Here is a 12009-nt window from a genome sequence, read left to right as displayed (position 1 = left end):
CCGGCAGCTGGGGCAGCCCGCCGGCCGGAAGAGGGTGGCCGCGGGGTCGAGCTCCAGGCCGGCCTGGGCGAAGAGGCGCGCCGCCGGCTCGCCGGCCGGGTAGGGCTGGCGGCAGACCGGGCAGAGCACCCGGACCAGCCGCTGGCCCACCACCGCCAGGAGCGACGAGGCGATCAGGAAGGGCTCCACCCCCATCTCCTCGAGCCGCGTCACGCTGCTGGGCGCGTCGTTGGTGTGCAGGGTGCTGAGCAGCAGGTGGCCGGTCAGCGCCGCGCGGACGGCCGTGTCCGCCGTCTCGCGGTCGCGGATCTCGCCCACCATGATCACGTCGGGGTCCTGGCGGAGGAAGTGGCGGAGCGCCACGTCGAAGGTCAGCCCGGCGCGGGCGTTCACCTGGCTCTGGTTGATGCCGGGGATCTCGTACTCCACCGGATCCTCGATGGTGACCACGTTGAGACGGGTCCGGTCCACTTCCTGGAGCAGGGCGGCCAGGGTGGTCGACTTGCCGCTCCCCGTGGGACCGGTGAGGAGGATCATCCCGTACGGGCGGCGGACCAGCTCGCGGAGGCGCTCCACCGTCTCCGCCGGGAGCCCGAGGCGGTCGAGGCGGGCGCCGCCGCCTTCCTTGTCCAGGAGGCGGATGACGACCTTCTCGCCGTGGACCGTCGGCATGGAGGAGCAGCGGCAGTCGTACTCGCGGCCGTCGACGCGGACGCTGAAGCGGCCGTCCTGGGGGAGCCGCCGCTCGGCGATGTCCATCCCGGCCATCACCTTGAGGCGCGAGACGACCGCCGGGTGGAGGGCCGGCGAGGGGCTCATGGCCGCGTGGAGGGCGCCGTCGACGCGGAAGCGGATGGTGAAGCTGTTCTCGCCCGGCTCGAGGTGGACGTCCGAGGCTTTCTCGCGCACCGCCACCTCCAGCAGGTTCTGGACGAACTCGATGACGGGCGCCTGGGCCTCGGCGGGGACCGGCGCCGCGGCCTCCCCGCGCGCCTCCGCCTCGGCGCCCGCCTCGCCGCGGCGCGACCGGCCCGCGGCCGTGCGCGCCGCCCGTTCCGCCGTCTCCAGGAGGCCGAAGATCCGCCCGATCGCCTCGCGGACCTCTTCCTCGTCGACCAGGACCGGCTCCACCTCCTGGCCGGTGAGGAGGCGGACCTGCTCCACCGCCTCCAGGTCGGTGGGGTCCGCCATGGCCAGGACCAGCCGCCGGCCGCTCTCGCGGACGGGGATCAGGCGGTAGCGGCGCGCCACCCAGTCCGGGATCCTGCGCGCGACCGCCGGCTCCGGCGGTGCGGCGCGGAGATCCCACGGGCGGACGCCCAGCTGCGCCCCCAGCGCCGTCTGCAGCTGGCGGCGGGTGATCGCTCCGCGGCCGACGAGGATCTCGCCCAGCCGCCGGCCGCTCCGCCGCTGCTCCTCCAGCGCCTCCTGGAGCTGCTCGGGGCGGATCCAGCCCTGCTCGACCAGGTAGTCGCCGAGAGGTCCCCGGAAGAGAAAGCTTGTCGCCGGCATCGACACCGCCCCGTTTCGCCCGTCTCGGCCGCCCGGCGCGTCCCCCGCGCGCCGCACGGCGCACTCCCTTCCGGCGGCCCCTTCCCCCGCTCTTCCCCCGCCCTTCCCCCGCCGTTCCGCCTCAGCCGCCCAGGCCGCTCCAGCGCAGGTAGAGCCCGATCAGCGGCCCCGCCCAGAACCAGGCCACCAGCGCACCGGCGGCCAGAAAGGGACCGAACGGGAGTTCGTCGCGCCGGGAGCGCCTCCCTGTCACAAGGAGGAAGCCTGCCACGCCCCCGCCCAGGACGGCCGCGGCAAAGAACGCCAGCGCCGCCGGCGCCGGTCCCAGAAAGAGCCCCAGCACCGCCGCCAGCTTGACGTCGCCGCCGCCGAGGCCGCCGCCGCTGAGGCGCCCGATGAGGGCGAAGAGAAGGCCGGCGCCGGCCGCCGCCGCCAGGTGCGGCCAGAAGCCGCCGCCCCGGGCCAGGAAGCCGATCGCCAGGGCCCATCCCGCCGCCAGCCCGTTGGCCGCGTCGGGGATCAGGCGGACGCGGAGATCCACGCCCGTCGCCACCACCAGGAGCGCGACCAGCCCGAGCCCCAGGAGCGTCTCCGCCCACCCCCGCCCCGTCGCCGTCACGGCGGCGAAGAGGAGCGCCGTCCCCGCCTCGACCGCCGGCGCCTGCCAGCCGATGGCGGCGCCGCAGCTCCGGCAGCGCCCGCGCAGCGCGAGCCAGCTGGCCAGCGGCACCAGCTCCCAGGGCTCCAGCCTCCGCCCGCAGCTCTCGCAGTGCGAGGGCGGGCGGAGGAGCGACTCGCCCCGGATCCAGCGGTCGATCACCGTGTTGAGGAAGCTTCCTGCCGCGAGCCCGACCAGCGCCGCCAGGAGCGCCAGCGCCCAGACGGGCGTCGGTACCCCCTGCGGCGGCGGTGCCGCCGCCGGCATCAGCGGACGCCCACCCGCAGGAGCGCCTCGCGCGTGACCAGGCCCCGGGTCAGGAGCTGGCCGGCACTCTCGCGCATGGTCACCATGCCGAGCTGCCGCGAGCTCTCCATGACCGAGGCCAGCTGGGCCGTCTTCCCCTCGCGGATCAGGTTGCGGACGGCGTGGGTGGCGACCAGCACCTCCGCCACCAGGTGGCGGCGGCTCCCGTCGGCCGAGGGGACGAGCCGCTGGGCGACGATCCCCTCCAGGACGCCGGCCAGCTGGACGCGCGTCTGGTTCTGCTGGTCGGCGGGGAAGACGTCGACGATCCGGTCCACCGCCTGGGGCGCGCTCGGCGTGTGGAGCGTGGCCAGGACCAGGTGGCCGGTCTCGGCGGCGGTCAGCGCGATGGAGATGGTCTCCAGGTCGCGCATCTCCCCCACCATGATCACGTCCGGATCCTCCCGGAGCGCCGCCCGCAGGCCGGCCGCGAAGCTGGGCGTGTCCAGCCCCACCTCCCGCTGGTCCACCAGGCTCCGCGCGTGCCGGTGGAGGTACTCGATGGGGTCCTCCAGGGTCACCACGTGCGCGCGGCGACTCCGGTTGATCCGGTCGACCATGGCCGCCAGGGTGGTCGACTTGCCGTGGCCGGTGGGGCCGGTCACCAGCACCAGCCCCTGCGTCAGGTCGCAGAACGCGTCCACCGAGGGCGGGAGCCCCAGGCTCTCCAGGTCGGGGACGTGGACGGGGATGAGGCGGAAGGCGGCGGCCAGGCTGCCGCGCTGGCGGTAGACGTTGGCGCGGAAGCGGCCCACGCCGGGCAGGCTGTGCGCGAAGTCCACCTGACCCTCGCGTTCCAGGGTGAGGCGACTCCGCTCGTCCAGGAGGGGTTCGACCAGCTGCCGGACGTCCTCAGGCCGGAGGCGCGGCCCCTCGAGGTCGACCAGCTCCCCGTTGACGCGCAGGACCGGGGGTGACTCCACGGTCAGGTGCAGATCGGACGCGCCCTGCTCCACCGCCGCCCTCAGCCATGTCGCCAGGTCCTCCACGCTTCCCGCACTCCCGACGCCGTCTTTTCCCGGTCCATTCGCGTCCATCCGACCGGATTCCTCTTTTTGGATGCCGGTTCGGCGTCGATCGGGGCGGCTCGACCCGAGGCGGTCGAGGCGTGCGGTCGAAGAAGATCGATCAGCCCCACCAGGAGCGTGAGCAGCACCAGGAGCAGGCCGGGGGTGGTGGCGGTGCCGGCGGTGGAGCCGCCGGCGGCGGAACCGAGGCCGTCGCCCAGGCGGGGCAGCCAGCCCAGGCGGTCCAGGCCGATCACCAGCGCCAGCGCCAGGCCCGTCTCGATCCACGACTCCGCGCGCTTCGGCGACTCGAGCTGCCGGCGGCCGGGCTTCCTGGTCATGGCGGATCCCCCCCGCCCCCACCCTAAGGCCGCCGTCTTGCAGGGCGCGTGCGCCCCTTTTGCGACGGGATTGCGGTTTTCTCTCGGCGAAGCAGCGAGAGGGAGTGAGGGGGCGACGGAAGGAGCAAGCACGAGCCGGAGGCGGCCGGAAAGGGCGCGGAAGGGCCCGCGGGAGCCCCCGGCAACCCGCAGCCCGAAGAAGTCCTCTCCGGCCCTCCGGCTCAGAGCGCCGTGCGGAAGCGGTATCCCACGCCGCGCACGGTCTGGATGCAGTCGAAACCGGGCCGGGCCGCCTCCAGCTTCTCCCGCAGGCGGCTGATGGCGACGGTGACGTTGGTGGTGTCGGCGGGCAGGTCGGAGCCCCAGCAGAGGTCGAGCAGCTGCTCCCGGGTGAGGACGTAGCCCGGGTGCGAGGCCAGCACCAGGAGCAGGTCGAACTCCCGCGCCGAGAGGTCGACCGGCTGGCCGTCCACCGTCACCAGCCGCCGCGCCGGATCGATGGTGAGCGGGCCGCACCGGACCGCCCGCTCCTCTCCCGCCGGGCGCCGCGTGCGGCGCAGGATCGCCTGGACGCGGAGCGTCAGCTCCGAGGGGCTGAAGGGCTTGGTCACGTAGTCGTCGACGCCCAGGCGGAAGCCGATCACCTTGTCGTACTCCTCGGAGCGGGCGGTCAGGACGACGATGGGGAGGTTGGAACGGGAGCGGATCCGCTCGCAGAGCGTGAAGCCGTCCAACCCCGGCAGCATCAGGTCGACGATGGCCAGGTCGGGAAGCTCCCGGTCGAGCAGCGCCAGCGCCTCCTCGGCGCTGGAGGCGACCGTCACGCGGTAGCCTTCCTGGCTCAGGCGGTCCCGGACGACCTGGCAGATGGCGGGCTCGTCGTCCACCACCAGGATGTGGATCGCCTCGCGGTCAACGCTGTCCAAGCTCCGTCACCTCCGGGGGAGTCGGCGGGGGTGTCGCCGGGGGTGTGACCGAGGGCGTCGCCGGGGGGGCCGCGGGCGGGGTCGCCGCGGCCGCCTCCTGCTGGCGCGGCTGGCGGACCGGCAGGCGCAGGACGAAGGTGCTGCCCCGTCCGGGCAGGCTCGCCACCCAGAGCGAGCCGCCGTGGAGAAGGGCGTAGCGCCGGGCCAGGCTGAGCCCGAGGCCGGTGCCGCGCCGGCCGGCCTGGCGTCCCTGCTCGAAGGGCTCGAAGATCCGCTCCTGCTCGTCCGGGTCGATGCCGGGCCCCTGGTCGTCGACGCCGATCAGGACGGAGTCGGAGGCGGGCACGTAGCGGAGCCAGAGCCGGATCCGGCCGCCCTCGGGCGAGAAGTGGATGGCGTTCTCCAGCAGGCTCTCCACGCTGCGGGAGATCCGCTGGGCGTCGGCCATGACCGCCGGCACCTCGGCGAAGTCGGTCTCGAAGCGGAGACCGCGCCGGGCGGCGCTCGCCTCCATCACCGTCACCACCCGGCCCAGCAGCTCCTCCGGCTGGACCAGCTCCAGCTCCAGCCTCACCTTGCCCGACTCGATGCGCGTCGTCTCCAGCAGCCGGTCGATGCTGTGGAGGAGGCTCCGCCCGTGCTCGAGGATGCCGGAGAGGTAGTCGCGCTGCGCCGGCGTCACCGGGCCGCGGCGGCCTTCCTGCAGGAGCTCGGCGTAGGCCAGGATGGCGGCCAGCGGCGTCTTCAGCTCGTGGCTCATGCGGCCGAGGAACTCGCTCTTGGCCGCGTTGGCGCGGGCGAGGGCGACGTTGGCCCGCTCCAGCTCCGCGTTCACCCGCCCCAGCCGCTCGTTGGCCTCGCGCAGCTCCCGCGTCCGCTCCTCCACCCGCTGCTCCAGCCCCGTGTAGAGGGCGCGCAGCTCCGCCGCCGTCCGGTTGAGCGTCTGCTGGAGGATGCCGATCTCGAAGTCCCCGCCCGAGAGTCCGGGGTCGCTCAGGTCGCCGCGGCCGAGGCGCGAGGCGGCGGCGGCCAGCTCGCCCAGCGGCTGGACCACGGTCCGGCGGATGACGAAGTAGACGATCAGCACGGTCAGGAAGAGGATCCCCGCGCCGAAGCCCGCCTGGCCCAGGGTGGCGTGCGCGAGCCGCTGCTGGAAGGGGCCGAGCGGCACGTCGATGCGGATCAGGCCGACCAGCTCGCCCAGGCGGAAGGTCGGCCGGGCGGGGTGCTCGGGCCGCGAGGAGGCGGTCCCCGCGGAGGTCGCGGATCCGCCCGGCGGGGGCGCGGGGGTGCCGGCCGACCCTCCCTGGTGGCAGCGCAGGCAGCCCTGGTCCACCCGGATCGGCGCCATGTAACTGTAGAGCCCGCTGGCCGGGTCCTCCACGACCTCTTCCTGGAGGTGGGGGTCGCGCCGGAAGGCGGCCAGCGCCTCGGCCGCGTCGGCCGCGGGCGCCTTGGCCCCGGGGCGCGCCTGGGGGCTCCAGATCTCCTGCATGCGGACGCCGCGGAGGTCGGGGAAGCTGACGTCGATCGCCTCGCGCACCGCGTCCGGGGTGAGGTGGCGGAAGGACTCGCCTTCCTGGTAGCGGGAGGGGCGGGGCGAGGTCTCGGCCATGAAGGCGCGCACGGCCAGGAACTGGGCGGCGGTCAGGCGGCAGCGCATGGCCAGGTCGGCGCGGATCTGCGCCTGGCGTTCGCGCGCGTCCCACCAGATGTAGACGGACCAGACGACCAGCATCGCCAGCGAGACCAGGACGATCAGCCGCCAGCCGACGCTCCGCCTCGCCCGCGGCATGCGCCGGACCCCCCTCGCTTCGAATCTAGCGACGGGGGTCGGAGGGCGAATCGGGTTGGGACCGGATTCCTGGCGGCAGGGCCGGCAGCCGGCCCCGCCGCCGAAGCCAGGCGAGCCACGCCCGCTCGACCTGGCGGAGGAGACGCGTGCCCGCGAACTCCCGCGGGCTGCGCGGCCGGACCCAGACCGCCAGGCAGCCGACCAGCCGCGCGCCCAGGATGTCGGTGAAGAGCTGGTCGCCCACCACGGCCACCTGGGAGGGCTCGAGCCCCAGGCAGGCCAGGGCGCGGCGGAAGCCGCCGGGCCAGGGCTTGGCGGCGTTGGCCACGGAGCCGGCCAGCCCCTCGGCCTGGGCGATGGCGCGGACGCGCCCGCTCCGGTTGTTCGAGAGGAGGCAGACCCGGAGCCCCGCCTCCCGCACCCGGGCCAGCCAGGCGCGGGACTCGGGCGGCACCTCGGGATCGTTCCAGTCGGTCAGGGTGTTGTCCAGGTCGACGATCAGCCCGCGCACGCCGCGCGCCCGGAGCCAGCCGGTCTCCAGCTGGTCGAGCCGCTCCACGGCCAGGTCGGGGACCAGCCACGGCCGGCGGGAGGCTTTCTTCGGCCGGGCCATCCCGGGGGAGCCCACCTCAGCCGACGCTCCGGTGGGCCGGGGCCCGGTGGGCGGAGCCCAGGGCGAAGTCGAGCCAGCCGGTGGCCTCGAGCCAGGCGGCGGCAGCGGCCGCGCCCGCCGCCTCCGGCTCGCCCGCCGGCGCCGCCTCCGGCTCGCCCGCCAGCGCCACCTCCAGCCGCCGTCCCTCCATCGCCGCGCCCCCCTGTGCCCAGCCGCGAAGGAGCGCGGCGGCGGGGCCGGCCGCCGGCTCGGCCGCGGGCAGGATCAGCTCCAGGGCGGGAAGTGGCGGGCGCCCGCGGAGCGCCAGGCGCAGGCGGAGCCCTTCCGCCGCCCCGGCTCCCGCCTGCCTCGACCCGGCTCCCGCCTCGGCCGCCCGCTCCAAGTCGCGGGCGAACCGGGCCAGCAGCTCGGGCCCGCGGTCCATGGCCGCCTGGAGGAGGAGCGCCGCGGCGCGACCTTCCAGCTGCCAGCCGGCCTCCCACCTCCCGGGCGCCCGCCGGAGGAAAGGAAGCGCCTCCTTCCCCCGCCCCCGCCCGCGGCCGCTCCGCGCCGCGCCGAGGTGCTCCTCCAGAGTCTTCCAGTCGTCGTCCATCCGCACCCTCCCGGTTCGGTGAGGCACCACCGATCTGGTATGCTTCCTCCGGCGTCACCCGTAGAACTCCCTCGAGGGAACGGCGCTCCGGAAGGTCGCGTCGCGAGCGGCGGTTCGCCGGGGACCCGGCCGGGTCCCCTCCAGGGTAGCGCATGTCCCGCCGGCGGCAGGGGGCGGATGATGAGCGGCATCCTCAACGCGGTTCTGCAGGCGATTCTCAACGCCATGGCCACGCTCGGCTACCCCGGCCTCCTGGTCGGGATGGCCCTGGAAAGCGCGGGCGCGCCGCTTCCCAGCGAGGTCCTGCTGCCCTTCGCCGGCTGGCTGGTCGACCAGGGGCGGATGGGCTTCCTGGAGGCGGCGCTGGTCTCCACCGCCGGCGGCGCCCTCGGCTACCTCGGCCTCTACGCCGTAGGGCGCTACGGGGGGCGGCCCTTCGTGGAGCGCTGGGGGCGCTACGTCCTGCTCAAGAGCGCGGATCTGGACCGGGCGGAGGAGTGGTTCCGCCGCTACGGACCCGCCGCGGTCTTCTTCGCCCGCCTGGTGCCCGTGATGCGCGGGCTGATCTCGCTCCCCGCCGGGGCGGCGCGCATGTCGCCCGTCACCTTCACCGCCTACTCGGTGGCGGGCTCGGTCCCCTGGACCGTCGGCCTGCTCTGGGCGGGGACGGTGCTGGGCCAGCACTGGGAGGCGATCCAGCCCTACTTCCACTGGCTCACCCTGGCGGTCGCCCTCCTCCTGGTGGTGGCCATCGCCTGGTGGGCCGCCGCGCGCCTCCGCTCCAACGTCGTCCGGACCTGAGACCGCGCGGGCGGGTCACCCGTGCTGCCGGTCCGCCCGAACCCCCCCGCCGCCGGGCTCTCCGCCCCCGTCCCGCCGAGATCGTCGCTCCGGCCGCGCCGTGCTCGGGTCGCCGCGCTGCATCGCCCTCCACGCCTGCTGCACCAGGCGGACCGCCCGCTTCTCCAGCCGCGAGACGTAGGACCGGGAGATCCCCAGCCGGCGTGCCACCTCGCGCTGCGTCAGCCGTTCGCCGTCGCTGACGCCGTAGCGGAGCTCCAGCACCTCCCGCTCGCGCGGGCCGAGGGAGGAGAGGAGCGCCTTGATCCGCGAGGCGTTCCAGCGGTTGGCGATGATGTCGGCGATCGGCTCGGAGCCGTCCTCGAGGACGTCGATCAGGGGTGATCTCGTTCCCGTCCCGGTCCTGCCCCACCGGGTCGTGGAGGAAGACCTCGTTCCGCGACTTCTTCCTCTGGCGGAGGTACATCAGGATCTCGAATCCGATGACATCGTCCCCTCGCCGTCCCCCGCGCCCCGCGCCTGGCGTGCCCGGGAGGAAGCGACCCGGGCGCGGATCCGGATCGCTCCGTCGGTCACCTCCACTTCCTCGACCAGGGTGCGGACCAGCTGCTGCCGCAGCGCCAGCGGCGGCAGCTCGCCCGCGCGCAGCGCGGCCAGGCCATGTGCGGCCAGCGCGGCCAGCTCGTCCCGGCCGGGCGCCGCCCGGCGGCCCTGCGCGAGCGCCGCCTCCGCGGCCGCGATCCGGGCGCGGAGGTCCTCCGCCCGGGCGCGGAGCCGTGCCAGCGGGGCGGCGACCGTCTCGGCGTCGGCGAGGCCCCGCTCCACCAGCGCGACGACTTCCTGGCGCCGGCGTTCGACCCGCTCCAGCTCCCCGCGGAGCTCCTCCCGCTCCGCCTCCGCCCCTGCCAGCCCGGGACCCTGCGCCTGCTCCGCCAGGGCGCGCGCCAGCGCCGGCGGGTCGGCCAGCTCTTCCAGGAGCCAGCGCCAGACGCCCTCCTCCACCTCCTCCGCCCAGACGGCGCGGCCGCAGCCCGGGGCCTTCACCCCGGCCTGGTGGCGGCGGCAGGTGTAGGCGCGGCGCCTCCTCCCCCAGCTGGTCCGCGGGGAGCCCGCCATGGGCAGGCCGCAGTGGCCGCAGCGGAGGAGGCCGCGGAGCAGGTAGGCTTCCTTGCCGCCGCGCCAGAGCCGCGCCGCCCGGTCCAGGACCGCCTGCGCCTCCTCCCAGACGGCCTCGCTGACGAGCGCCGGCACCGGGACCGGGATCCACTCCTCCCGGGGCCGGAGCCTTCCCCACCGCTTCTCGCCCGGGCGCCGGTAGCGGTTGAGGGCGACGCCGCCCAGGTCGCGCCGGTTGGCGTAGTAGACCCCCTTGTAGACGGGGTTGCGGGCGATCTGGCGGACGACCTGCCGGTGCCAGGCGCCGCCGCGGCGGGTGGGCACGCCCTCCCGGGTCAGCGCCCGCGCGATCCCGTTCAGGCCGGCGCGGTAATGGATCAGGTCGTCGAAGATGCGCCGGACCACGCGGGCCTCTTCCTCCAGCGGGACCAGGGTCGATCGCTCCCGGTCGTACCGGTAGCCGTACGGAGCGAAACCGAACGGGAGTTTGCCCGAACGGGCTTTCTGCCTGCGCCCGGCCATGGTCCGCTCCCGCACCTTCGCCCGCTCGTACTGGGCGACGGAGCCCGAGACGTTGAACATCAGTTCGCCCTCGGGCGTCGCCTCGTCCCAGCCGCCGTGGACGAAGAGGAGCCGCGCCCCCTGGCGAATGCGTGTTCGAAGGTCGAGCTGGTCGCGGAGTTCGCGGCTGAGGCGGCTGGCGTCCCAGCAGAGGACCACGTCGTAGCGGCCTTCCTGGACCGCCGCCAGGAGGCGGAGGAGCGCCGGCCTGGCCAGCACCGCGCCCGAGACGCCCTCGTCGGCGTACTCGTCGACGGTGCGGGCGCCCATCTCCGCCGCCTTGCGGCGGCACTCCTCGCGCTGGAAGTCGATGCCGTGGCCGTGCTCGGCCTGCTCATCGGTGGAGACGCGCAGGTAGATCGCCGCTCGCATCGCACCGCCTCTCCTGGCGCGGGCACCGGGGCTGGCCGCCGGCGCCCCGGGCGGGGCCGGGCAGCTCCTCTGCCTCCGTGGAAGCGTCCGGTTCGCAGCGCCGGGGCGCCTCCGCGCGGATCCACTCGGCCAGGAGCCGCAGCGCGGTCTCGCGGGCCTGCCGGGCCTCGGCCTCGGAGGCGACGGGCAGCACCTCCAGGCGGCGGCCCTCGCCTCGTACGCCTCGCTTCGCCATGGTCGCGCCCCGGCGACGAGGGTATGCGGGCATCGCCCGGGGACGGCCCTGGCGCGGGCGCCCGGCCGAGTGCGCTACTGGCAGGAGTAGTCGTGCGCCTCGTCCGGCAGCTCCAGCCGGGGCGTGGCGTGCTCGATGCCGAAGCGCTCGCGCAGCATCCGCTGGAGGCGGAGGTGGATCTCGCCGGGGTCGGCTTCCTCGCGAAGGCGGACGTGGCAGCTGAGCGCGGGGAAGCTCGGCGCGATCGACCAGATGTGGAGGTCGTGGACGGCCGCGACGCCGGGCGCCTCCTCGAGCGCCGCCTCGACCTGCCGGTAGGCGAGCTGGCTCGGCGTCCCCTCCATCAGCACGTCGACGCTCTCGCGCAGGAGCCGCCAGGCGCTGCGCACGATCAGGAGGGCGATCAACGCGCTCAGGAGCGGGTCGACCGGTCGCCAGCCGGTGGCGAGAAGGACGAGGGAGGCGACGATGGCGCCGAGCGAGCCCATCAGGTCGCTCAGCACGTGGAGCCGGGCGCTGCGCAGGTTGAGGTTCCGGCCGACGCCCCGGCCGAGGATCCAGGCGCCGGCCAGGTTGGCCAGAAAGCCGGCCAGAGCGACGCTCAGCATCAGGCCGCCCCGCACCGGAGGGGGCGCGAGCCAGCGGTGGTAGGCCTCGACCAGGATGAGGCCGGAGACGACCAGGAGCCCGGCGGCGTTGGCCAGGGCGGCGAGGATCTCCGTCCGCCGGTAGCCGAAGGTCATGCGCGGCGTCGGTGGCCGGCGCGCGATACGGAGGGCGAAGAGGCTGAGGAGCAGGGCGGCCGCGTCGCTCGCCATGTGGCCGGCGTCGGAGAGGAGGGCGAGGCTCCCGGAGAGGAGGCCGCCCGCCACCTCCACGGCCAGGAAGACCAGGGTCACCGCCAGCGCCGCGACCAGCCGGCGCTCCTCGCCGCCTTCCCTGCCGATCGTCGCTCCCTTCCGCCCGCGAGCCCCGGCTGCGGCCTCGCCGCGCCGCGCGAGGCGTCCGCTTGGCCTCCAGCTCAGAATAGGCCGACCGGGCCTGCCGGCGCCAGCGCGGCCGGGGCGGATCGGCTCTCGATCAGCCCTCCAGGAGGTCGCGCAGCGACTGCCTCAGGAAGGGCTCGAAGTCCAGGTACTCCTTCCAGGCCCGTTCCCGGAAGGCGTCGAGCCGC

12 protein-coding genes are annotated in these 12009 nt (G+C 75.2%); 1 reads left to right on the top strand and 11 read right to left on the bottom strand.

Annotation, left to right across the window (positions count from 1 at the left end):
• The 8 genes from QJR14_06675 to QJR14_06640 all read right to left on the bottom strand — a co-directional run.
• On the bottom strand, positions 1–1512 hold a 1512-nt coding region (locus QJR14_06675), incomplete at its 3' end, for a GspE/PulE family protein (GenBank protein MDI3317282.1).
• Between the two features lie 121 nt (positions 1513–1633).
• Complete coding sequence (locus tag QJR14_06670; protein ID MDI3317281.1) at positions 1634–2437, bottom strand: prepilin peptidase; 804 nt, start codon at positions 2435–2437, stop codon at positions 1634–1636.
• Entirely contained in the window at positions 2437–3465 is a 1029-nt protein-coding gene (locus QJR14_06665) for a type IV pilus twitching motility protein PilT (protein ID MDI3317280.1), read from the bottom strand. The genes QJR14_06670 and QJR14_06665 overlap by 1 nt, the downstream gene beginning before the upstream one ends.
• Positions 3441–3824 carry a hypothetical protein gene (locus QJR14_06660; GenBank protein ID MDI3317279.1) on the bottom strand — a complete coding sequence of 128 codons (384 nt, stop codon included), beginning with the start codon at positions 3822–3824 and terminating at the stop codon, positions 3441–3443. Before QJR14_06660 ends, QJR14_06665 begins: the two co-directional genes overlap by 25 nt.
• A gap of 221 nt (positions 3825–4045) precedes the next feature.
• Complete coding sequence (locus QJR14_06655; GenBank protein ID MDI3317278.1) at positions 4046–4750, bottom strand: response regulator transcription factor; 705 nt, start codon at positions 4748–4750, stop codon at positions 4046–4048.
• Positions 4737–6545, bottom strand: a complete 1809-nt coding sequence (locus tag QJR14_06650; protein MDI3317277.1) for an ATP-binding protein — start codon at positions 6543–6545, stop codon at positions 4737–4739. The genes QJR14_06655 and QJR14_06650 overlap by 14 nt, the downstream gene beginning before the upstream one ends.
• A 25-nt stretch (positions 6546–6570) precedes the next feature.
• Positions 6571–7158, bottom strand: a complete 588-nt coding sequence (locus QJR14_06645) for a YqeG family HAD IIIA-type phosphatase (protein ID MDI3317276.1) — start codon at positions 7156–7158, stop codon at positions 6571–6573.
• A 16-nt stretch (positions 7159–7174) separates the two neighbouring features.
• On the bottom strand, positions 7175–7750 hold the full coding sequence (locus QJR14_06640; GenBank protein MDI3317275.1) for a hypothetical protein: 576 nt from the start codon (positions 7748–7750) through the stop codon (positions 7175–7177).
• Between the two features lie 180 nt (positions 7751–7930).
• On the opposite strand from QJR14_06640, the gene QJR14_06635 reads away from it, so the two are divergent.
• Entirely contained in the window at positions 7931–8551 is a 621-nt protein-coding gene (locus QJR14_06635; GenBank protein ID MDI3317274.1) for a DedA family protein, read from the top strand.
• Positions 8552–8566: 15 nt separating this feature from the next.
• Here the strand turns inward: QJR14_06635 and QJR14_06630 are convergent, their stop codons facing one another.
• From QJR14_06630 to QJR14_06620, 3 genes are all read right to left on the bottom strand, one after another.
• Complete coding sequence (locus QJR14_06630) at positions 8567–8857, bottom strand: sigma-70 family RNA polymerase sigma factor (protein ID MDI3317273.1); 291 nt, start codon at positions 8855–8857, stop codon at positions 8567–8569.
• A gap of 159 nt (positions 8858–9016) precedes the next feature.
• Positions 9017–10600, bottom strand: a complete 1584-nt coding sequence (locus QJR14_06625) for a recombinase family protein (protein MDI3317272.1) — start codon at positions 10598–10600, stop codon at positions 9017–9019.
• 309 nt (positions 10601–10909) lie between these two features.
• Positions 10910–11752 (bottom strand): cation diffusion facilitator family transporter, encoded by an 843-nt coding sequence (locus tag QJR14_06620; protein MDI3317271.1) that lies wholly within the window; start codon positions 11750–11752, stop codon positions 10910–10912.
• Positions 11753–12009: the final 257 nt, after the last annotated feature.

The sequence above is a fragment of the Bacillota bacterium genome (assembly GCA_029961055.1).
Classification (GTDB): Bacteria; Bacillota; Sulfobacillia; order JAIMAT01; family JAIMAT01; genus JAIMAT01.
Note: the sequence above shows the minus strand (reverse complement) of the source record. Positions and strands in the feature narration are given on the sequence as shown.